Source organism: Acinetobacter sp. ANC 4216 (assembly GCF_004331195.1).
GTDB classification, from domain to species: Bacteria; Pseudomonadota; Gammaproteobacteria; order Pseudomonadales; family Moraxellaceae; genus Acinetobacter; species Acinetobacter kookii.
The window spans coordinates 129924-152869 of the sequence record NZ_SJOC01000011.1; the positions used below are offsets into that span (position 1 = coordinate 129924).

The window sequence follows — 22946 nt, forward strand, 5'->3', positions numbered from 1 at the left end:
ATTATGCCTAATGATTTGCTGCGCAAAATGATTATCTTTTTAATTGTTGTTATCTCGTTTCTCTTTTATGAGAAAAAACGAGCAAACCAGTTTTTACCTGTTTTCTTTTCTTTTTCTTTAATAATACCCATCATGTTTTCTTTTACCGCACCGACATAGTCGGCATCATCGTGCTGAATATGATTGATCAGCCATTTTGAAAGCACTTCATGCAATTCACCTTCAATCGCCTGTCCCATTTCAAAGCGGCTACGATATGATTCAATCTTTTTAATGAATAAATCATGCACACGTTTATGCGGTACGCGGTATTTATAACCGGCTTCTTCCTGCAAAGACTCTTCAAAAGTAAAATGCGACTGAGTGTAATCAATGATATTATCAAGAATCTGTTTAATACGCGCACGGTCGGTATTTTCAACGATATCATCAATTTCATTAATATAATCAAGAATTCGTTTATGCTGATCGTCAATCACATCGATGCCAGTATTATATTCTGGAACCCATTTCATTTTCATTACGACCACCTATTAGATATAACCGATTAATCACATAAATTCATAATATATTGATTTTCAACAAATAAAAATGCACCAAAATAGTCGGCTTTTAGGTTTTTTTATAAAACAAATATAAATCATTGATATATATTCAATTATATTTAAAGACCCACCAAAAAGATAAAGTATTTTTTAACCAATATAATCAAAAAAAAAGCCGTTAATTTTAATATAAATGATTGTCTCTCTATTTCTTATATTTTCAAACATTTAATGAATATAGATTAATGATAAAAAACGTGCTTTATTGCCACTATTTAAGCTAAATTCTATAAACAGCTCACTTAAAACATAAAAAATGCATTTAAAAACTTCTCACTATATAAAAAATACCAGATAGGAATCCATATCGGGTGTTTTTTATACCTGGGAAATGAATATTACTAATATTGATCGGCCTTGGTGATTCGTTTCAATGCCGGATTTAAGCGTTCACGTTCCAGGCGTTCAACATGAGTCTGCTGTTTGCGCACCGGTCGGCCATCCTGAAATAAAATCATCTCTCCTGGCACAAATGCGGTCCAGGTTTCATTTTGGGTTAAAGGTTCTGTGGTAATGACGGCGACACGATCTTCTGGTGTCGTCACCTGACTGAAATCAACTTCGACATCCAGATCAATCAATTGTGCCGGTTTAAAAGGATATTCACGTACCAGCCAGTGCAATTTGGTAATCGCATAAGTAAATAATGCCTGACCGTTCGACAGGCAGAAATTAAAGGTGCCATGTTCGGCTATTTTTGGAGAAACCTCTGCCAATAAATCGAACACCTGATCGAGTTTGGGTTCATGATAACCAAACTTAAGCACCAGTTGGTCTAACAAATAACAGAACGCACGCTCACTGTCGGTATTGCCGACCGGAGTAAAACGACCCGATAAAGTTGGATTAAAGTCGTGTAAATCGCCATTATGGGCAAAAATCCATTGCCGCCCCCAAAGCTCACGGCTAAAGGGATGCGAATTTTCCAGATTGATTTTACCCTGAGTGGCTTTACGGATATGTGCAATCACGTTGCGTGATTTAATGGGATAATTACGAATGAGTTCAGCAATCGGTGATTCAACTGCAGATTGATTATCGACGAAAAGCCGGCAGGCTTTATCTTCAAAAAAAGCAATGCCAAAACCATCACAATGGTCTGATGTAATGCCAGCACGCTGAGAAAAACCACGAAACGAGAAAGTTACATCCGTGGGCGTAGCACAATTCATTCCGAGTAACTGGCACATAAGTCTTCATCATCTGTTTAATCCACCACCATGCTATTTTGCATTACTCCTTTGCCCATTACAAACAGCAAAATCAAGGTTTCTTATGCATTTTCAAGACTTAGTTCTGATTTTTTCTGCAGAATAAAGTTTTTAGTCAGCTGATTTACTTCCAGATAGACAAAATAATCCAGACAATTAAAAGCTTCATCATAAAAAGCCTGAGTGGACAATTGCGCCTGCATGTTCAGATAAACATCAAAAAGTTTTGGAATGCGTTCATCCTGCTGGAAACTATACTGCGGGTATGGCGGCTCAAATACCTGCTGAGACTGAATATTGCAGATAGATTGCTGCGGCAATGCCTTGATATGCTGATGAGTATAATACGCCCGTGACTCATTGCCTTGCATGCGAATGCTGACACAACCAATTAAATACTTGGCCCGCATCTCCTCCACGATTTTAGGTAGCAGATTTGTCCATAGTACCGAAAGAGCCTTTCCAGAGCGGTAACGCGAGTGCACACAAGTTCGCCCGATTTCGACAATATTATCCAAGTGGCTGAACGCTTGAACAATTTTAAATTCCTGCTGACTATAGCTCTGTTTTAGTTCATGGCCTTGAAACAGTTTTAAGCGCGTATAAGCAACAATTTCATTGCTCCATTTATCCCGCAATACTGCATGTTCACAGCCAAAGTCATACAAGTCCTGATCCAGGCCAGATTCAAACTGAATGCCAAACTGCTGTGAAAACTGCACTGCCCGGAAACGCTGAGCTTCCTGTAAAGTTTTTAAATCTTCAATCCATTCAAACTTATATGGAGAACTTGTAACCAAACCTTTTTGAAAGGGAAATTCAGAATTTTTATCATATTTATTCAACTGATCAAACATTTTATAAGACCTTGCTTTTGTTATTGTTTTACACTAGGCAATCAAGATGACATTATTATGATCAAATAACAACAAATCCAAAACAAAAAGCCTCATTAAAATGAGGCTTATTTATATTAGCTTACAATTTATTGCAACGCGTCGTTCCGATTAAACCTTTTTTGGATGACTGCGGTTGGTAATTAAAGTACCGACCCCGTGATCGGTAAAAATTTCCAGTAAAGTGGCATGTGGAACACGGCCATCCACAATATGCGCGCTGACTACACCGCCTTTGACGGCATCCAGTGCACAGCCCACTTTCGGAATCATGCCGCCATAAATCACACCAGTTTCAATTAAACGGTCGACTTCCTGAGTGGTCAAGCCTGTCAGCAGGTTTTTATTTTCGTCGAGTACACCGGTGATATTGGTCAGAAGAATCAGTTTCTCTGCGCCTAAAGCTTCAGCCACTTTACCCGCCACCAAATCGGCATTGATGTTATAGGTATTGCCTTCTTCATCTACACCCAACGGTGCGATGACTGGAATAAAATCACCCTGGGTAAACATTTCCAGAACGTCGGTTTTCACCCCAACCACTTCACCCACCAGGCCAAGGTCAATCTGTTTGACCGTGCCATCTTCAGCAGTTTTTTCCATCAATAACTTCTGGGCACGTAACAAGTTGCCATCTTTACCGGTCAGACCAATGGCACGACCGCCATGTTGATTGATCAGATTGACGATGGATTTATTCACGCTACCGCCCAAGACCATTTCCACCACTTCCATGGTTGCAGGGTCAGTGACGCGCATGCCATCAATACGGTCAGATTCGCGGCCTAACTGTTTCAAGAACGAATCGACTTGTGGACCGCCACCATGCACCACGATTGGATTTAAACCGACGGTTTTCAACAATACAATGTCACGCGCGAACGAGCTTTCCAGCTCCGGATCGGTCATTGCGTTGCCACCATACTTGACTACTAGCGTCTTACCTGCAAAACGTTGAATATACGGCAAAGCTTCTGTCAAAATTTGTGCTTTGTCGATGCCAGTATGCTGATGTGGCATTCGCCTCTCCTTATTGAGCATCTAAAATGTCTTGAGCGATTTGAGGATATCGGTCACTTAACATGGAAACAAATGTGTGTCGAATATCGTTTAATCTTACAGGATTATCCGCATCAAAACGCACTGTAAAATATTCACCGGTATTCGATGCCCGAATAATGCCAAATCCATCTTCAAAATCAAGTCGTACACCATCAATTTTACTTAATTGCGCATCAAAATCCTGACTTTTCATTTCCACGTCATGCAATACTGCCTTCGGCTCCATGTTATGCGTACTGATATAGGTATCTTCAGTGCAACAACGTTCCGGATATGCCTTTAAGGCCTGGGACAGGGTTAAATCAGCCTGCTGGCCGAGATATTCAAGTACCCTTAATGCAGCATACAAGCCATCATCATAGCCAAAACCGCGCCCGTCATTAAACACATAATGACCTGCATATTCTCCGCCAAACACGGCTTTGCCCTGGGACTGCGATATATAGGTCCGTAAAAAAGAACTTCCGGTACGGATCATTTTGGCCTGACCGCCCAAATGACGCACGGTATTCCCCACCATGGTCGAACATTTGACATCAAAAACCACTTCATGACCGGGATGCGTTTTCAGGCACATTTCTGAAAATAGCGACAACAACCGGTCTGCGGAAATTGTGGTGCCATGTTCATCAATCAACACGACTCTATCGCCATCGCCATCCAGCGCAATACCGATATCGGCCTGCTGTTCAAGCACGGCCTGCTTTAACTCTGCCAGATTTTTCTCTTGTGACGGATCGGGTTCGTGATCAGGAAAATGGCCATTGGCCTCACAGCGAATGAGCGTCAGTTCACAGCCCATTTTTTTGAGCACCAAAGCCGCACAGCGTCCGGCTGAACCATTCAGACCCTCCAGTACCACCTTAAATGGCCGCTTTAGCTGGATATCTTTTAATAGCGCATGTTGATATTCAAGGCAGTACTTCACCACAATTTCATGTTGAATCGGTTCAATCAGTATTTTTTCTTCTGGATTAAAAACCGAACGAGCTGCGACAGCCACTTGTTGGATCTGCTCTGGACAAGGCGGTTCGCCCTGAATAATCCACTTCACGCCATTATCTGTTTTAGGATTATGGCTGGCTGTGAGCATAATGCCATTACCGTCAAACTGACGGGCAATAAAATATAGAAGTGGTGTCGAACAACAACCAATAATTGTGGCATGCAGCCCCTTTTCTGCACACACTTGTCTGATGATTTCTGCATATTCGGGACTGGTCAAGCGCGCATCATAACCAATAGCCAGTTGGGTCTGTCCTAACTTTTGATATTGCATCACCAATCCATAGGCAATGGCTTTGACAAGCTCAGGAGTCAAAAGTAATATTTTTCCACGAATATCATAGGCACGAAAAATTTGTGCTGGGAATTTTTTATTTTCAAAATTCATGATGACATTTTCTACTTTAGAATAACCCATAAAATAAAAATTTTATGGCATGCTGGATTAGCTCAGTATTCACAACCAGGGTATCATCTTATTAAATGAGAAGATTAACATTCTAAAAGCATTTCATATTTTTAAGCAATGGTAAAAAATTTTTACAAATTTACTTAATGGATCCGCTATTTGGTTGATAAATATATAATTTATGCTGGTTAAAAACAAAAGTATTCAAATAAATTTAATTTAAAAACAATTATCTACAAAAACAATAAAAACATTATCCCACGTATATACCCCTATTCAAATCAGACTTATAGTTTTGAAATCAGATGATTGCTGATTCTTTGTTTTATAAGGAATATTTTATTCATCCTATCCAGATTTAAGAATAAAACCTGACACAGACCAATCCCACTGTTGTATTTATCAGGCTTTATTCAATTATACTAAATCAAGGTTTAGCCTTTACCCGTATGGCCAAAACCGCCAGCACCACGTTCTGTTGCTTCAAATTCATTGACAATATCAAACTGCGCCTGAACAACAGGAACAAGTACATACTGCGCTAAACGTTCACCCGGTTGCAAAGTAAATGCTGCTTGGCTACGGTTCCAGACTGATACCATCAACTCACCTTGATAATCTGAATCGATTAAACCGACTAGATTGCCTAAAACAATCCCATGTTTATGGCCCAAACCTGAACGCGGCAAAATTAAACCGGCAAAATTTGTATCTTCAATATAAATAGCCAAACCGGTTTTTACCAATACTGTTTGGCCCGGCTCAATCACAGTCGCTTCATCGACACAAGCACGCAAGTCCAAACCTGCTGAACCCGAAGTCGCATAGGTAGGCATCGGCCATTCATTGCCTAAACGTGTATCGAGCACTTTCACTTGAACTTTCATTTGTTTTTCCTAATTGTATGGTTTAAATGTTGCATGGTTTAAATGGTGAATTAACGCTTGATCAGCGCACGTAAATTTTCCAGATAATGCTGGGCCTGCAATTTGGGGTCAATATTGCCGGCCAGTTTTTTCTTGCGACCCAACCATTCCAGCTCATCTTGCGGCAATTCATCCAAGAAACGGCTTGGTGTCATCTGTTTCATCTGGCCACCCGCTTTACGCTGCTCGGCCAGCGTAATGGTCAAGCCTTGACGGGCACGGGTAATGCCCACGTACATCAAACGGCGTTCTTCTTCCACGGTTTCGGCTGCAATCGAGTTTTTATGCGGCAGAATTTCCTCTTCCAGACCAATCAGATACACATAAGGAAACTCAAGACCTTTGGACGCATGTAAAGTCAACAAATTGACTTTATCGGTATCTTCTTCTTCCTGCTGCTGCTCGAGCATATCCAGCAGCACCATTTTACGAATCACACTTTCAATATTCTTGTCATCAACATCTTCGGCACGGTTAATCAGACTTTGAATACTGCTATACAGCACTTCAATATTATCCAGCTTGGTTTTTTCCTGTGCTGGGGTTGCTGCATTTTCTTTAATGTAATCAATATATCCCGCTTCCTGCATCATCTGGCGAATAATGGGTACAGGCTCGTCGTCATCCAGCAGATTTCGGGTAAAATTGCCAATAAAATCGGCAAATTCAGCCAGTTGTGTAGTGGCTTTTTTCGGAATTGCCATCGTTAAACGCTGATCGCCTGCTGCTGCCAACAGCGATAAGTGATTTTCTTGCGCAAACAGACCCAATTTTTCCAAAGTCACCGGACCAATAGCACGTTTCGGCGTGTTAATAATCCGTAAAAATGCGCTGTCATCTTCAGGGTTAATAATCAGACGCAAATAACTCATGATGTCTTTAATTTCTGCGCGCGCAAAGAAAGACTGGCCGCCAGAAAGCTTGTAGGGAATCTGCATTTGTCGCAGCTGGGTTTCTAAAATACGAGCCTGAAAATTGCCGCGATACAAAATCGCGTAATCTTTCCAGTTTTTCCCATTCATCAGTTTATGGGTGATCAGGTCCTTGACCACACGTTCGGATTCATCATCATCATTACGGCAGGTAATCACGCGAATCACTTCACCGTGACCTTTATCCGACCAGAGCTTTTTATCAAAGATATGCGGGTTATTGCCAATCACCGTATTTGCAGCCTTCAGGATACGGCTGGTCGAACGGTAATTTTGTTCTAATTTAATGACTTTTAGATTCGGAAAATCTTCTTTCAACAAAGCCATATTTTCAGGCTTTGCTCCGCGCCATGCATAAATGGACTGGTCATCATCACCTACCGCCGTGAACTGTCCCATCACTCCGACCAGCAGTTTCACCAGAATATACTGTGCCGTATTGGTATCCTGATATTCGTCGACCAAGAGATAACGCACCCGGTTCTGCCATTTGTCCCGAACTTCGGCATTTTCCTGCAACAAACGGGTCGGCATCACGATCAGATCATCAAAATCCACCGCATTATAGGCACGCAAATTACGCTCATAGAGCTGATATAAATGCGCAAACTGTACATCTTCGGCGGTTTCACAGGTGGTGTGAGCTTGTTCCGGTGGAATCAGGTCATTCTTCCAGTCCGAAATCATCTTCATGGCTTTGGCAATCAGCTCTTTACTTTCTGCACCGGACAAATTATCACGGTGCATTAAATCCATCAGGATGCGCTTACAATCATCGGCATCCAGAATAGAAAAATTATTTTTTAACGGCGTATGTTTCAGTTCCAATCGCAACAAATTCAGACCAAAGGTATGGAAGGTCGAAACGGACAGACCTTTGGCTTCCTCACGAGACAATAATTTACCCACACGCTCCTTCATTTCGCGTGCTGCCTTATTGGTAAAGGTCATGGCAGTAATACGATGCGCCGGAATACCGCAATTCTTAACCAGATGCGCGACTTTTCGCGTAATTACCGAGGTTTTACCTGAACCAGCCCCTGCAAGTACTAACAAGGGTCCTTGAGTATATTTCATGGCTTCAAGTTGCTTGTCATTGAGTTGACTTGCCGACGACATAGTATTTCCTCGTATTGATTGGAGCTCGATTATAGTCATCTGCGCCAAACTTGCATAACCTAAAATACAAATTTGACATTCATAAAAAAACCACCCGAAGGTGGTCTTTTCAATTCAGCATGCATTCATGAAGAATTATTGAACCGCGTAAATGCTGATTTCTACACGGCGGTTTTGTTCACGGCCTTCAGCAGTCGCATTTGATGCGATCGGGTTCGCTGAACCTTGACCTTGTGCATTAATACGCGTACGTGCCACGCCCTGACCGGCAAGATAGTTCGCTACAGATTGAGCACGCGCTTGAGACAATGGAATGTTAATCGAGTCATTACCAGTGCTGTCTGTATAACCTGTTACAAGAATACCACTCTTGTTGTCTTCAGTCAGTGTTTGTGCAACCTTGTTCAAAGTCGCGTAGAAGTTAGGTTTGATATTTGACTTGTTGGTATCAAAAGTAATGTTACCCGGCATAATCAAGCCAACAGAACCATCCGGATTACGTGTAACGTCTACACCAGTACCCGCCATTTGTTGACGTAATTTTTTCTCTTTATTGTCAAGGTAAACACCCGCTGCACCACCTACCACTGCACCAATCGCAGCTGCACGGTTATTTTGAGCGCTTGTATTTGCATTACCTTTAGAAATACCATAACCCGCAGCTGCACCAACCAATGCGCCAATTGCTGTTTTATCGTATTCCATACCGCCTGTACTACCGGCAGTTTGACAGCCAGATAGAACTAATGCCCCTGCTACCGCTGCTGAAATTGCTAGTGCACGCATCGCATGCCTCCTTCTTGTGTTTTATCGTATGGTGGAATAATGAATTAAAAAAAATGGGCATACCATTGATTTTTTGTAAATAATACATGCATTAGTTACATTTTGTAATATTTATTGCGGATCTTAAGAATAACTTCCGCACAATTTCTTCATACTTGTATGAATAGACTTTTTTATTTTAAATTCTGCAATTATATTCAATACTGAATAAAAACCTTCGATGATTTTCTTTTAAGGCCGTTTTTTATATGTCATCTCAAAATACCAAGCAACCGATATTAAAAAAAATATCTCGCGGGCTTACTGTCGGTTCGGTCATTACCGGAAGCACTTTTTTTCATGGACCACCCGTACTCGCATTGGGACTAACCAAACTCATTAAAAAATCACGTAAAGTAGATGAAACCAACATTAAAATTACCAACAGCTGGCTCAGTGTCAACAATTGGCTAATCGAGCATATATTGCCCAACTTAAAGTGGGATATCACGATTGAAGAAGGTTTAGAGCTCAGTATGCAAGGCCGTTACCTGATGACCTGTAACCATCAAAGCTGGGTGGATACTACAGTAAATCAGTACTTTGGTTTAACCCGCATGCCGCTGACCCGTTTCTTTACCAAGTGGGAGCTGATCTTTATTCCTTTTGTCGGGCAAGCCTTTAAAATTTTAGGTTTCCCGATGATGAAGCGTCATAGCAAGGAACAGATTGCCAAAAATCCGGAACTGAAAACCCGTGACATGGAAGAATCGCGTAAGGCCTGTGAACAGTTATTAAGTCAACCGTTTACCTTATTGAACTATCTGGAAGGTACGCGTTTTACGCCAGAGAAACATGCGCAGCAGCAATCCCCTTACAAACATTTGCTTAAACCTAAAGCCGGCGGGTTGGCCCTGGCGCTGAATATTTTAGGCGACAAGATTGATGCGCTGGTTGACATGACCATTGTTTATCCGGATGGGGCACCGGGTTATGGCGATTTCTGGCTAGGCGAAGTCAATCGCATTGCGGTGAATTTGCGTAAAATTGAAATTCCAGGCTGGGTATTGGGCGGTAATTATGAAGATGATGCTGAATATCGTGAACGTTTTCAGCAATGGGTTCATACGCTATGGACTGAAAAAGACCAGCTGATTGAACGCATGCAGCAAGAGTTGGCAGCAAAAGCTTAAACACACGCAAGGAAAAAAATGAAGCAAGACGACCAGATCACATCCCCCACCTTTTCTTTTGTGAAAAAAGGCACGTGGGGATGGAAAGTCGCACTGGGCTATGACATTTTTATGATGGTTCTGATCATCATTAACCTGTTCTGTCTCAGTGCCAATGCCATACTGATGAGTGATTTTGGCGGCTGGCTGTTTGACTTCATTCATCTTCCTGAACTGCTGCAATTTTACCGTAACTCATTGCGTCCCTGGGTTATCATTACCGAAAGCTGGTTTACCAGTTTTCTGGTGATTGAACTGCTGGTTCGCTGGGCCATTGCGATTATTGCGCAGCATCATAAACGCTGGTTTTTCTTTCCTTTTATACACTGGTATGAAATTCTATCGATTATTCCGCAGCTGCGTTTTTTACGTTTATTACGTGCCGGGGCCATCGCCTACAATCTGTACCAGCATGGTTATAAAGTTATTCCGGACTCCTGGTATCGGCGGGCCAAATTTTATTACCACATGTTGCTTGAAGAACTCACCAGCCGTATTGTACTTACGGTTTTAGATGGCATAAAACGTGAACTTTCCACCAGTACTACACATAAAAAACTGATTGAAGATTTGGTTGCCCATCACCGTGACATGTTTGCCACTGCCCTGGCGGATATTTTACAAGAATCTTTGGGTAAAGAGCTGCAAGCGCAAAAAATCATGATTGCTGAAAATGTCGGCGATATTGTCAATCGCGCCATTGAAGACACCCCTGAACTCACCCAGTTATTGCGTCTGATTCCGATTGTGGGAGGGCGCATAGAACAACAGATCCAGAGCATCGGACAACGCTTGGGGGAAAACATCACGCTGGGGCTGATTGAACCTTTTGCCTATGGTCATAAAAATGAAAAAAATCTGGCTTATTTAGAAATTTCAAATAAAATCAGTCAAATACAATTTGAAAATAATACCCATGTAGAAAAACTGGTGGAATCGGCTGTTTTTGAGAGTTTAGAAGCCATTCGCAAGCAAGTGAAAGTAAAACAATGGCAACAAATTCTGGAACAGCATGATCAAGTTAAAGAATGATCATGAGATTAAAAATATTGAAAACGTGGCTAGAGAAAAGCTGCAATTTGTTCTAGCATTTGCTCTATTTACAACATCACTTCGACATAAAATTAATGAGTCAGAAGTCTTAAGGAATAATTATGGCTGATATACGGATTACAGGCAGAATGGTTAATTTTACCCGATTAACTTTTGACACCAATGATCACAATGCAATCCGCCAGCAATTGACTCAAATGCTTCAAGAGACTGCTTCTCATGGCACGCTGGTCATTATTGACAGCACGGTAGAACAGGAGCTGATCGCACTGATTCAGTTATTGATCAGTCTGGACTTACAGCCGATGGGCGTGATTGATGGCATTCTTTCCAATGAAGCCCGTGCCATTCAGTTTCCTATTCTGCCCGCAGACAACAAACCCTTACAACGGATTAAAGCCACGAAAGAACAAGTGGTTGAGGCCAAGCCTGAAGTTGAGCCTGCCCCAACCCAAGACACCGACGAAGCGCCTGCAAAACCAAGTCGTGTCATCAGCCATGTGACTTCTTATCACGATGAAATTTTGCGTACCGGTCAATGCCTGGTCCAGGATCATGGCGATATTATTCTCAATGCCGGGATCAATAGCGGCTCTGAAGTCATTGCTTCAGGAAATATACATATTTATGGTAGCGCACGTGGTAGAGTCATCGCCGGCGCAGGCGGGAACAGTGCAGCACGTATTTTCTGCCATTCCCTGGAAGCAGAACTGGTATCGATTGCAGGGACATATTGTGTGGCGGATGACATTCCACCACATGTCCTGAAAAAATCTGTCCATATTTACTTGAATGATCATCAAGAACTTGTATTTGAAGTTCTCGAGTTTTAATGTATAAATAAACACCAAAAGCCCCATATTTAAAAAGGGGTTTGAACCATAACAGGAGTGGATTCGGTGGCGAAAATTGTTGTCGTAACATCAGGCAAAGGTGGTGTAGGTAAAACTACTACAAGTGCATCTTTTGCAACAGGTTTAGCCCTTCGTGGTCACAAAACTGTTGTGATTGATTTTGACGTGGGTTTACGTAACCTGGATTTAATCATGGGTTGTGAACGTCGCGTTGTTTATGATTTTGTGAATGTATTGAATAACGAAGCGCGTCTTCAACAAGCGCTTATTCGTGACAAAGATATTGAAAATTTATACATTTTGCCTGCATCACAAACCCGTGACAAAGATGCCTTGACCGATGAAGGTGTTGCACGTGTTATGGATGAACTTTCTCAAGAATTTGATTACATTATTTGTGATTCACCTGCGGGGATCGAACGCGGTGCCATCATGGCCATGTACCATGCAGATGAAGCGATCATTGTGACCAACCCGGAAATTTCTTCGGTACGTGACTCTGACCGCATTATTGGTATGCTTGACAGCAAAACCAAAAAAGTAGAACAAAACGAAGGTCGTATCCGTAAGCATCTTTGTATTACACGTTTCAACCCTGAACGTGCAGATAAACAAGAAATGTTAACGATTGACGATATTTCTAAAGATATCTTACGTGTCCCTACACTGGGGGTTATTCCTGAATGTAAGAGCGTACTGCAAGCATCTAACGAAGGTAAACCGGTTATTCTGTTTACTGAAGAAGCTGCGGGTCAGGCTTATGATGACCTTGTAGCACGCTTCCTGGGTGAAGAACGTCCTTACCGTCACATTGAAGTCAAACCTAAAGGTTGGTTGGCAAGACTATTTGGAGCGTAAGAAATGGCAGGATTCTGGAGTAAACTGTTTAGTAGTGAGGATAAACCATCAAGCGCACAGACGGCTAAAGATCGTTTAAAAGTTATTGTTGCCTCTGAACAAGGTTTAGGCAAACGCTTAAGCCAAGAAAAGATTGACCTCATGAAAAAAGAAATCATGCAGGTGGTCAACCGTTATGTCCGTGGCGTGGATGAACAGCACATTCAAATGTCGGTTCGTTCTGAAGCCAATATTGAAATGTTAGAAATGAATATCAATTTGCCTGAAGAGCGATAATCTGAATTTTGATTAGTCAAGCAAATTGAATCAAGGCAAAATATGAGGCTTGCTGAACTGGTATTTTATCCCATTCAGCTCACTTGAAGCATAGCTTCAAGTCTTTCGACTAGGCAAAGCCTTAAAGCAGTGCTTTAAGTTTGCTGGTCTAGCCTCATATTTTGCCTTTTTTAATCAGTATACCAAGGAGATTGCGATGGCATTATCTCAGCCAGCAACGTTCAATGAAGAATGGTCAGATGAGCGTGTATTTGCCTACTTAACTCAGCTACCTCCTGCAGGCGTGAATGCTGATTTTCATGTGCTTTATCACGCATTCAAGCATATGCGTCCAAATGATTATGAGCGTTTACTGACTCAATTCGTTGCCGATGGCCGTGATGTCAATGCCACCAATCCTGAAGGTCAACGCATTCATGATGTGATTGCACAGTACCCGCGCCAAAGCGAAGGCTTCCTGGAAGTGCTTGCCAAGTTTGCTTAAGTAATCCATAAAATACCTGACGGTTTGCATAGAACAGCCAGGTATTTTTTATCACACTCATTTTCTTTTAAGCATTTTATTTTAAGCCAGCAATAGCATTAATGCAGGAAAAGTCACGGCAAAACATAGGGTCTGCAAGCTAATCACGGCCGCCATTAATCGATGATCGCCTTGATACACCCGGGTCAGAATATAAGAGGCAGAAGCGGTCGGCAAACTAAAAAACACCACCAGAATCATGCGCTCTAAATGACTTAGATGAAAAGCCCAACATACGGCAAATGCCAAAAAGGGCATGATGAGCAAACGCCCAAACACATTCATCAATAAACGATAGATATTTGTTCTGAACTGATCAAATTGCAGTGCTGCACCGACTGACAGCAAACCCAAAGGCAAGCTCATGGCAGCCAGCAGTTTAAATAACTGTTCAACACTTTGCATGACGTTCAAATCCAGAAGATTAAAACCCACACCTACAATACAGCCGAGAATTAACGGATTTTTGCTAATCGAAATAATAGTTTTTCCAAGAGTTTGCCAGCTCAAGGTCGATAATGCCAGTACCGATAAAATATTCACTAAAGGAATCGCGACAGCGATCAGCATGGCAAACATTTGCATGCCTTTCGGTCCAAATAAAGATGCCATGAGCGACAGGCCGATATAGGTATTAAAGCGCACCTGGCTTTGCATATACACGCCAAAACGCTGTACCGGAATGTTATAGATTTTTTTGACCACAAAAAGAGCCATCGCTGCCAGCAAAATTATCAGGATCAAGATTCCCAGCATGCTCGATACGGTAGCCATATCCAGCTCGACATGAGATAAATTCAAAAAGAGCAAGCTAGGAAACAAGATAAAATAATTGAGCTTTTCAGAGTTTCCCCAAAATTCATCTGTGACAAAACGCGTCTGTTTAAGTAGATATCCCATTGCAATCAAAATGATCAATGGAAATAGCGCCATGACAATATTCATGCTCTATCTGTATCCTTAATGAAATATTTCAGTCTTTTCCTGAGCTGCATGATACTTTTGTTTTTCATGAATATTCACTTAATTTACCTGATATCTTCCAATTGTGCTCAAGAAAAAGGCCTGCATTTGCAGGCCTTTAGAAGATATTTACACTTAAATTAAAATATCACGTTTACCGTTGGCACCCATACCGCTGACGATGCCATTTTCTTCCATCTGGTCAATGATGCGTGCAGCACGGTTATAACCCAGGCTAAACTTGCGCTGTAACGAAGACGTGGATGCCTTACGGGTTTCCAGCACAAAGGATACACATTGGTCATAAAGCGCATCACGGTCGGAACCACCATCACCCTCTTCAAAACCACGTGAAGTAGGTTCTTCATCATAAGGCGTCAGAATCTCATCCACGTAATTTGGTTCACCACGCTCCCGCCATGCATCACAGATACGGTTCACTTCGTCATCGGCAATAAAGGCGCCGTGCACACGTTCAGGTTCAATCTTGCCTGGGCCGAGGAACAACATGTCACCATGACCCAGCAAGTCCTCTGCCCCCCCCGCATCCAGAATGGTCCGCGAGTCAATTTTCGAGTTCACACGCAGTGCTACGCGGGTTGGAATATTGGCTTTAATCAAACCGGTGATCACATCCACCGAAGGACGCTGCGTTGCAAGCAACAGGTGAATTCCCGCAGCACGAGATTTCTGTGCCAAACGAGTAATCATCTCTTCAGCTTTTTTACCCACCTGCATGATCATATCGGCGAATTCGTCCGCGACAATCACAATGGATGGCAATGGAGTAAGACGCGGTGCACGTTCCCCTGCTACTGACTCGCTGGCTTTCCAGGTTGGATCAAACAGGTCTTCGCCATTGGCAATCGCTTCTTCGACTTTGCGGTTATAGTCGCTGAGCTTACGGATCTTCAGAAAAGACATCAGCTTATAGCGACGTTCCATTTCATTCACACACCAGTTTAAGGCGCTAACCGCATCTTTCATGTCGGTCACGACCGGCGTCAATAAATGCGGAATATCATTATAGTTCGCCAGTTCCAGCTGTTTCGGGTCAATCAGGATCAAACGCAACTGATCAGGCGTGTACTTCAATAACATCGACAGAATCATCGAGTTTACCGCAACCGATTTACCAGAACCCGTCGTACCGGCAACCAGCATATGCGGCGCCTTACCCAGTTCGGTAATCACGGGATTACCCGAAATATCTTTGCCCATGGCCATGGAAAGAATGCCATTTGGATCTTCAAATTTTGGTGTTTTGACCAGTTCAATCAAACGAACCATTTCACGGCTGCTGTTCGGCACTTCAATTCCGATATAAGGCTTACCCGGAATGACTTCGACTACACGTACTGAGGCCATCGACATCGAACGTGCCAAGTCACGTGAAATATTGGTCACTTTAGAGGCTTTTACCCCCGGTGCCAAATCCAGCTCAAAACGCGTCACCACAGGACCGGGCTGTGCTTCTATCACTTTGGCCTTTACATTAAACTCTTGCAGTTTAATTTCCAGAAGTTCAGATAAACGGGCCAATTGCTCGGCAGTGAAATTCACCTTCTTGTTAGGGTCAACTTCATCCAGCAGCTCCAGACCCGGCAAAGGCGGCAAATCGCGACGTTTTTGTGCCACCTGCATGGCACGTGACATCGGGCGGCCCATTGCATCGGTTAAAGGCGCATCCAGATCAAAATCATCCTCATCCAATTCAAACTCGTCGACAGGTTTTCCAGCCGTTTCTTGCCAAACTTCACGGAAGGCATCTTTGTTGGAAGCAATCAAGGCCTTTTCATCTTCGGAAATGGTGGATTGCGACTGCAATTGAGTATTGATTTCTGCACGTACAAAGGCTGAGGATTGAGCATAACTACTCGTAGTACGTGCCACAGGCGCCGCTGGCTCCAAGTGATCTATCTGTAAATTATCTACCCGTAAATTATCTACCGGTAAATCATCGACCAGCAGATCATCCAGCTCATCAAACTCGTCATCCAATGCACTATTTTTAGACGTACTGTTGAGTTGTGGTGACGCCGCAATATTCACAGAGGCCGCCGCCACCATCTTTTCTTCATGAATGACTGCTGCGGGTTCTGGATTTACAGGATTAAATGGCGTATGTACATCTGTAGCCGTTTTTCCACCCGGCACAGCGGCAAGCAATTCGTCAAAGATTTCGTCATCATCCCAATCCAGGTTTTGCTTCGAGGTCTGGGGAGTTGTGGCGACAGGTTGCTCATGAACAAAGGCTTGTAAATGGTCATGTGGTGTATGAGGCTCAGATTCTTCAGCCGCTTTTAACAGTGCATCAATATCCTGTTTATGTTTCTGGTTGTCATCGGAATGTAAGGCACGCCAGACTTCACCTGTAGCCACGACACGCTGTGTATTCTGTTCCAAACGATGGGCCTTTTCTAAAATCTGTTCAAATTCTGCCTCGTCTTCATCATCCATCAGCTGTTGCTGTGCAGACTGCTCTCTTTCAACCATGTCATTAAACAGGCGCTCTGCAGCCGGATCTCGAACGATTGGGGATAGTTCTACTTCCTTATGTTCGGCGACTACTGATACTTTTTCTGTGGCTGTTTTTTGCTTATTATTTAGCAATGATTTTTTGACTTCAGGATTTGTCCGGTCAAATGCAGATTCGGCTTCCGGCACATTTTTATAAAATAAGTCCTGTAAATAGGCAGGGGTTGCTCTGAGGGTGTCCCAGGTTTTGTTCCACTTCACCCCAAATGCAAAGGTGAATAACACAAACCAGAACAGTAGCAGGAAAAGGGTTGCGCCATAAATGGTTAGAATCTGGGTAAGGCTTTGCCCCAATTCATACCCAATGATACCGCCCGACGAATTGTCCAGCGTATCTGCCGGCACCTGCCAATACAGATACAACAAACTTGCTGTCGCCAGCAAAATAAAGAACTGTGCAGCATAGCGAAAAGGCTTATTCAAAAAGCTATACGGCCACCAGACCTGAATTGCCTCAACAAACAGAAAAATTGGAATGAGCAGACTTGCCCAGCCTAAAAAACCGAACAGTAAATCTGCGATCCACGCTCCGGCAACCCCACTGGCATTCGACACCTGCTGGGTATCACTGGAAATGTGCATCCAGCCCGGATCAAAAGGCGTATAGGTCACTGTTGCAAGGAATAAATAAATTCCAAATGAGACTAAAAATAATGTCTTTATTAAGCGCTGTGCATAAACACTCGACACCGCAGTCATATACTGTCCTGTAACCAATTTTTCATTCATGTTTTTGTAAGAAACTAAGACAAAATAGTTTCACAATAAACGCGTATTATGCACCTGTTCCACAAAAAAAGATGCAATATTATGTAGTGGCCGCTGCTTAGAAATATACCAGATTGAATATCTAGCACAGCACTATTGTTCTATATAGCTCAAATCGATTTGCATGATCAATAATATCGACTTTAATCTCACACCACTGTTATACAGTTTCACGTATAATTCCACAAATTTCTAAATAAAAAAGGATGCAGCGGATGAGCGCACGTCACTCAAGACTGATTATTTTAGGTTCGGGTCCTGCTGGCTATAGCGCAGCGGTCTATGCAGCGCGTGCAAACTTGAAGCCTACCCTGATTGCAGGCTTGCAACTGGGTGGACAACTCACGACAACCACTGAAGTAGATAACTGGCCGGGTGATCCGGAAGGCCTGACCGGCCCTGCCCTGATGGAACGCATGCAAGCCCATGCCGAACGTTTTGGCACCGACATTGTCTATGACCATATCAACGAAGTGGATTTAAGCGTTCGCCCGTTCGTTTTAAAAGGCGACATGGAAGAGTTCACCTGTGATGCCCTCATCATTGCAACCGGTGCAACGGCTCAGTATCTGGGTCTTGAATCTGAAGCTAAATTCATGGGTCAAGGTGTAAGCGCATGTGCAACCTGTGATGGTTTCTTCTATAAAAACCAGAAAGTGATGGTGGTCGGTGGTGGCAACACTGCTGTAGAAGAAGCGCTTTACCTATCGAATATTGCTTCACATGTAACCCTGGTTCATCGCCGTGATTCATTGCGTTCTGAAAAAATCCTTCAAGATCATCTTTTTGCTAAAGAAAAAGAAGGCAAAATCAGCATTATCTGGAACCATCAGGTGGAAGAAGTCTTAGGTGATAATAGCGGCGTAACTTCTGTACGCCTACAGTCTACCCAAGATGGCTCTAAACAGGATGTAGACGTTACGGGCTTGTTTGTTGCCATTGGTCACAAACCGAATAGCAGCATGTTTGAAGGTCAACTTAACCTGCGTGACGGTTATATCCAGGTACAAAGCGGTACTGCAGGTAATGCCACTGCTGCCTCTGTAGCGGGTGTATTTGCTGCAGGCGATATTGCCGACAGTATTTACCGCCAGGCGATTACTTCAGCAGGTTCAGGCTGTATGGCTGCACTGGATGCTGAAAAATACCTTGATGCCTTGGGTGAATGATTGAAATAAATCAATCCAACTCAAAAAACCGTCCTCTTGGGGCGGTTTTTTTTTGTATGATAAAAATCTTAAGTGTTTATTGCCAATTACCCTTTTCGTTCAGGCTGAATCGCATGCATCCATTAGCCCCCTCAGAATTCATTTTTCCCGATCCCATCGAGGCTGATCCCGATGGCGAGGGACTGATCTGCATAGGTGCCGACCTCTCCCCTTCTACGCTTTTTGAAGCCTACACCCACGGCCTGTTTCCGTGGTTTTCTGAAGGTGAACCGATCTGCTGGTGGAGTCCCGAACCACGCTGCATTATCCGCCCGCAGGATTATCATCCCAGTAAATCCTTAATTCGCAACATGAAAAAGTTTGACTATCAAATCACGGTCAATCAGGCCTTTGAACGGGTCATCCGTTCTTGTGCCCTACCGCGCAGCTATGCAGATGACAGCTGGATTTCAGAAGACATTATTGAGGGGTATTGCGAGCTGTTTGAAGCCGGCTATGGCTATAGCATTGAAGTGTGGGATGAAAATAGAGTGGTTGGCGGTTTATATGGCGTGACCATTGGACATGGCTGTTTTGGCGAGTCCATGTTTAGCACGCAAACCGATGTCTCAAAAATGGCGTTTTATACTTTAATGCTGATCGGTCGGGAAAACAATTTGCCCTGGATTGACTGTCAATTGGTCAATGATCATCTTTTAAGCCTGGGTGCCTGTACACTTTCTCGCCAGGCGTATCTTAATTCGTTACAAGATGTTGTAAAACAGCCTGCTATTGATTGGAAAAAATATCAGGAGGGTGTATTTTCAAGTAAAACAATAGCGCAAAACGCAAAATTAATTGAATGAAAAATACAAGAGGGATCTTGCCATGAACTCGTATCACCCAAAGTCCCTGCTCAATGATTTACAGTATTACATTACGCCACCGCATAGCTGTAGTTATCTGGAAAATAAATCGGCACGGATGGTCTTTTTAGATCCTGCTCATCGCATTGATGTGGTCAGCCTGTCTGAACTTTCACGTCTGGGGTTTCGTCGCAGTGGCGATTTTGTGTATCGCCCTGAATGCCACCTGTGCCGTCAATGTTTATCTTGCCGCGTACCTGTTTCCGACTTTCAAATGAACAATGCACAAAAGAAGGCATGGAAACGCAATCAGGATCTGACGGTTAAAATTACCCGCGCCGCCGATGCGACCAACATTCACTATCAACTCTATGAACGCTACATCAATGAACGTCATGCCGATGGCGATATGTTCCCGCCAAGTCTGGATCAATTTGAAAAATTTTTAGTGCATAGCTGTACAGACAGTTTCTTTCTCGAATTCTGGAAAGATGACAAACTGCTCAGTGTTTCCAGCTGCGATCCGCTAGATGACGGAATTTCTGCGGTCTATACCTTCTTTGATCCTGATGAAAGCCGTCGTTCACTGGGTGTTTTTGCCGTACTTAAGCAGATTGAACATGCCAAAGCTTTGGCTTTGCCTTATGTCTATCTCGGCTATTGGGTTCCGCACTCCGATAAAATGAACTACAAATCTCAATATGTACCGTTGGAACTGTTGATTGATGGACAATGGCGACGTTTAAACCGCTTGCTCAACCAGGAAGAAATTCAGCAATTGGGCAACTCCCTCATGACAACATTACCTTCCGGCTGGAACAACCCCATCATCAAGTAATGCCGCCATTCCTATTTAAACAAACTTGCAAAATCATCGGTGCATGCTTTTACCATAATGATGGCATGCTCTTTTGATCCATCCGGATTGGGATAATAATTTTTGCGTAAATCGATTTGATGAAAATCTGCTTTTTCATACAACTTGATTGCAGGAGTATTAGATTCCCGTACTTCCAGAAAAATTTGTACGGGATTATTTTTTAGCATAGCAAGTGATGCATCCAGCAGCTTAAAACCCAGACCTTTGCCCTGCTGAGATGGATCAATCGCCATTAACAGCAAATTTGCTTCATCCAGCACGGGCTGTAAAATACAGAATCCAACCACCTGACCGTCTTGTTCAATCACTGTGCTCTGATAACCCGTTACAGCTTCTTCAAACTGTTTAACAGTCCAGGGATGGCTTTGGACCAATCTTTCAATCTTTGCCACTGCGGATACATCTGCAGCTTGCATCAAACGAATCATCTTCGTTCTTCTTATATAAAATTAACCCTCGCATTATAAAAACTTTGCGATAAAAATCGAGTAAAAAAAAGAGCGATCATTATCGCTCTGTGTGGTTTCCGCTTAAAAGCCTAAATTCGCTTTCCATTTTTCGAGCAAAGCATGAGTGTCCAGATCATTCGGATGGAAACCCGGTTTGAAATACAACAGCATTTCCTTACCCATACCGCTAATCACGCCTTTTGATGGACTATAGGCATAACTATAAATTTCCCGTAGTGAATTAAAGTTAAGCTGTTGATCCTGCTTTAAAAGACGCGCCAGGAAATAACTTTGTACCACAAATAAAGTTGCCATGGCGATCACCAATGAAGAGGTACGCAGTGCATATGACTTCAAGCCTTTACCGAATACTCCCTCAAATACATCATATGCCACGGCCTTATGTTCATTTTCTTCAATCGCATGCCACATCCACATGGTTTTCATGGTTTCATCTGTCATGAGTTCCTGGATATGCGAATTGGTTAAAAGCTGCGATGCAATGGTCGCGGTAAAATGTTCAAGTGCCGTGGTTGCAGTCAGGTCAATCATTTCCTGAGTAATTCCCACAGGTTTAGCTATTTTCGCCATCAATTTACGTGTAGTCTGAATTACTTTATCGGTATAGCCATCTAAGGTATCCACATCATGCCCATATCTTTGTGCTGATGCATTAAAGCCTACATGTTCCTGAGTATGCATGGCTTCTTGACCAATAAAGGCGGAGATTTCTTTTTGTAATTCTATATTGTCTTTTAAGGCAGGATGATGACGTACAGCGCGAACACTGTCGATAAAGAATTTTTCACCAGCGGGAAACAAAGCTGATAATGCTGTCATAAAGTGCGTCAGCCCGGCTGAACCATTCATCCAGTATTCGGGAACTTGTTCAAAATCAAAGTTCATGCGGCGTACGGGGAAACTCGCACCGGCACGATTGTTTATATTGACCTTTGCATTCATGATGCTTTACTCCTATCTAGCAAATACATTGCTAAATTCACTTTTGTTTTTCTTGATTGTTATATTACGTGTTTAAAAACTTGCTATAAGGGCAGATAAGGTCAGGAAAATATCAGTTTAGGACATGAGGAGAAAAAATAATGATAAGTGAAATTATTTTTTCGACGCAGGAAAAAAGGCACTGCCTCAAATCACTTCTTTGCTGCAAGAGATAAGGCAAGGCTATACAAGATGAATTTTAAAAAATGAATGAATAAAATAAAAAAAAGCGTCCCAGAAGGACGCTTTTTTTCACACAATTAATACTTATGCAGTTACTTTAGCAACAACACCAGCACCAACTGTACGACCACCTTCACGGATCGCAAAACGTAGACCTGGGTCCATTGCGATTGGGTGGATCAATTCTACTGACATTTCTACGTTGTCACCAGGCATAACCATTTCAACGCCTTCTTTTAACTGGATTGCACCAGTTACGTCAGTTGTACGGAAATAGAACTGTGGACGGTAACCGTTAAGGAATGGAGTGTGACGACCACCTTCTTCTTTAGAAAGTACGTATACTTCTGCATCGAATTTAGTGTGCGGCTTGATTGTACCTGGCTTAGCCAATACTTGACCACGTTGAACGTCTTCACGTTT

22 protein-coding genes are annotated in these 22946 nt (G+C 42.8%); 9 read left to right on the top strand and 13 right to left on the bottom strand.

The genetic code is table 11. From position 1 onward, the window contains the following. Positions 1 to 65 precede the first annotated feature (65 nt). The 8 genes from E0H88_RS10710 to E0H88_RS10745 form a co-directional block, all read right to left on the bottom strand. Positions 66 to 521, bottom strand: coding sequence for a bacteriohemerythrin (locus E0H88_RS10710; RefSeq protein ID WP_092819837.1), 456 nt, complete (start codon positions 519 to 521; stop codon positions 66 to 68). A 425-nt stretch (positions 522 to 946) separates the two neighbouring features. Beyond that, positions 947 to 1795, bottom strand: coding sequence for a class II glutamine amidotransferase (locus E0H88_RS10715; RefSeq protein WP_092819838.1), 849 nt, complete (start codon positions 1793 to 1795; stop codon positions 947 to 949). Positions 1796 to 1878: 83 nt separating this feature from the next. Further along, complete coding sequence (locus E0H88_RS10720) at positions 1879 to 2673, bottom strand: GNAT family N-acetyltransferase (protein WP_092819839.1); 795 nt, start codon at positions 2671 to 2673, stop codon at positions 1879 to 1881. Positions 2674 to 2823: 150 nt separating this feature from the next. Next, the gene (gene argB / locus E0H88_RS10725; RefSeq protein WP_131274153.1) at positions 2824 to 3732 is read right to left on the bottom strand and encodes an acetylglutamate kinase; all 909 of its coding nucleotides are present in this window, start codon (positions 3730 to 3732) and stop codon (positions 2824 to 2826) included. 10 nt (positions 3733 to 3742) lie between these two features. Continuing rightward, on the bottom strand, positions 3743 to 5167 hold the full coding sequence (locus E0H88_RS10730) for a phosphomannomutase/phosphoglucomutase (RefSeq protein ID WP_131274154.1): 1425 nt from the start codon (positions 5165 to 5167) through the stop codon (positions 3743 to 3745). 455 nt (positions 5168 to 5622) lie between these two features. Next, positions 5623 to 6075, bottom strand: a complete 453-nt coding sequence (gene dut / locus E0H88_RS10735) for a dUTP diphosphatase (RefSeq protein WP_131274155.1) — start codon at positions 6073 to 6075, stop codon at positions 5623 to 5625. A gap of 50 nt (positions 6076 to 6125) precedes the next feature. Next, entirely contained in the window at positions 6126 to 8165 is a 2040-nt protein-coding gene (locus tag E0H88_RS10740) for a UvrD-helicase domain-containing protein (protein ID WP_092819842.1), read from the bottom strand. Between the two features lie 135 nt (positions 8166 to 8300). Next, positions 8301 to 8951 carry a YiaD family glycine zipper/OmpA-like lipoprotein gene (locus tag E0H88_RS10745; protein ID WP_092819843.1) on the bottom strand — a complete coding sequence of 217 codons (651 nt, stop codon included), beginning with the start codon at positions 8949 to 8951 and terminating at the stop codon, positions 8301 to 8303. A gap of 248 nt (positions 8952 to 9199) precedes the next feature. Here E0H88_RS10745 and yihG point away from each other — a divergent pair, with 248 nt between their 5' ends. The 6 genes from yihG to E0H88_RS10775 all read left to right on the top strand — a co-directional run bounded on the left by yihG (position 9200) and on the right by E0H88_RS10775 (position 13687). Next, positions 9200 to 10123, top strand: a complete 924-nt coding sequence (yihG, locus tag E0H88_RS10750; RefSeq protein ID WP_131274156.1) for a 1-acylglycerol-3-phosphate O-acyltransferase, YihG family — start codon at positions 9200 to 9202, stop codon at positions 10121 to 10123. Positions 10124 to 10141: 18 nt separating this feature from the next. Beyond that, positions 10142 to 11194 (top strand): preprotein translocase subunit SecA, encoded by a 1053-nt coding sequence (locus tag E0H88_RS10755; RefSeq protein WP_131274157.1) that lies wholly within the window; start codon positions 10142 to 10144, stop codon positions 11192 to 11194. A 122-nt stretch (positions 11195 to 11316) separates the two neighbouring features. Continuing rightward, complete coding sequence (minC, locus tag E0H88_RS10760) at positions 11317 to 12048, top strand: septum site-determining protein MinC (RefSeq protein ID WP_092819846.1); 732 nt, start codon at positions 11317 to 11319, stop codon at positions 12046 to 12048. Between the two features lie 66 nt (positions 12049 to 12114). Next, positions 12115 to 12927: a septum site-determining protein MinD gene (gene minD / locus E0H88_RS10765; protein ID WP_086196430.1), complete on the top strand. Its 813-nt coding sequence runs from the start codon at positions 12115 to 12117 to the stop codon at positions 12925 to 12927. 3 nt (positions 12928 to 12930) lie between these two features. After that, a complete protein-coding gene (gene minE / locus E0H88_RS10770; protein ID WP_086196431.1) occupies positions 12931 to 13203 on the top strand; it encodes a cell division topological specificity factor MinE in 273 nt (90 codons plus the stop codon). 196 nt (positions 13204 to 13399) lie between these two features. Continuing rightward, the gene (locus tag E0H88_RS10775) at positions 13400 to 13687 is read left to right on the top strand and encodes a PA4642 family protein (protein ID WP_086196432.1); all 288 of its coding nucleotides are present in this window, start codon (positions 13400 to 13402) and stop codon (positions 13685 to 13687) included. Between the two features lie 81 nt (positions 13688 to 13768). Here E0H88_RS10775 and E0H88_RS10780 read toward each other — a convergent pair whose 3' ends face one another. Next, positions 13769 to 14671 carry an AEC family transporter gene (locus tag E0H88_RS10780; protein ID WP_131274158.1) on the bottom strand — a complete coding sequence of 301 codons (903 nt, stop codon included), beginning with the start codon at positions 14669 to 14671 and terminating at the stop codon, positions 13769 to 13771. A 153-nt stretch (positions 14672 to 14824) separates the two neighbouring features. Further along, a complete protein-coding gene (locus E0H88_RS10785; RefSeq protein ID WP_131274159.1) occupies positions 14825 to 17926 on the bottom strand; it encodes a DNA translocase FtsK in 3102 nt (1033 codons plus the stop codon). A gap of 284 nt (positions 17927 to 18210) precedes the next feature. Here E0H88_RS10785 and trxB point away from each other — a divergent pair, with 284 nt between their 5' ends. From trxB to E0H88_RS10800, 3 genes are all read left to right on the top strand, one after another. Beyond that, positions 18211 to 19164, top strand: a complete 954-nt coding sequence (gene trxB / locus E0H88_RS10790; protein ID WP_092819849.1) for a thioredoxin-disulfide reductase — start codon at positions 18211 to 18213, stop codon at positions 19162 to 19164. 113 nt (positions 19165 to 19277) lie between these two features. After that, positions 19278 to 20009 (top strand): leucyl/phenylalanyl-tRNA--protein transferase, encoded by a 732-nt coding sequence (gene aat, locus E0H88_RS10795; RefSeq protein WP_131274160.1) that lies wholly within the window; start codon positions 19278 to 19280, stop codon positions 20007 to 20009. Positions 20010 to 20031: 22 nt separating this feature from the next. After that, positions 20032 to 20847 (top strand): arginyltransferase, encoded by an 816-nt coding sequence (locus E0H88_RS10800; RefSeq protein ID WP_131274161.1) that lies wholly within the window; start codon positions 20032 to 20034, stop codon positions 20845 to 20847. 11 nt (positions 20848 to 20858) lie between these two features. On the opposite strand, the gene rimI is transcribed toward E0H88_RS10800, so the two are convergent. The 3 genes from rimI to E0H88_RS10815 all read right to left on the bottom strand — a co-directional run. Beyond that, on the bottom strand, positions 20859 to 21317 hold the full coding sequence (gene rimI / locus E0H88_RS10805) for a ribosomal protein S18-alanine N-acetyltransferase (RefSeq protein WP_131274162.1): 459 nt from the start codon (positions 21315 to 21317) through the stop codon (positions 20859 to 20861). A gap of 102 nt (positions 21318 to 21419) precedes the next feature. Further along, positions 21420 to 22301: a metal-dependent hydrolase gene (locus tag E0H88_RS10810; protein WP_131274163.1), complete on the bottom strand. Its 882-nt coding sequence runs from the start codon at positions 22299 to 22301 to the stop codon at positions 21420 to 21422. Between the two features lie 306 nt (positions 22302 to 22607). Then, positions 22608 to 22946: EF-Tu C-terminal domain-related protein (locus tag E0H88_RS10815; protein WP_502699729.1), on the bottom strand; the 339-nt coding region annotated here is incomplete at its 5' end.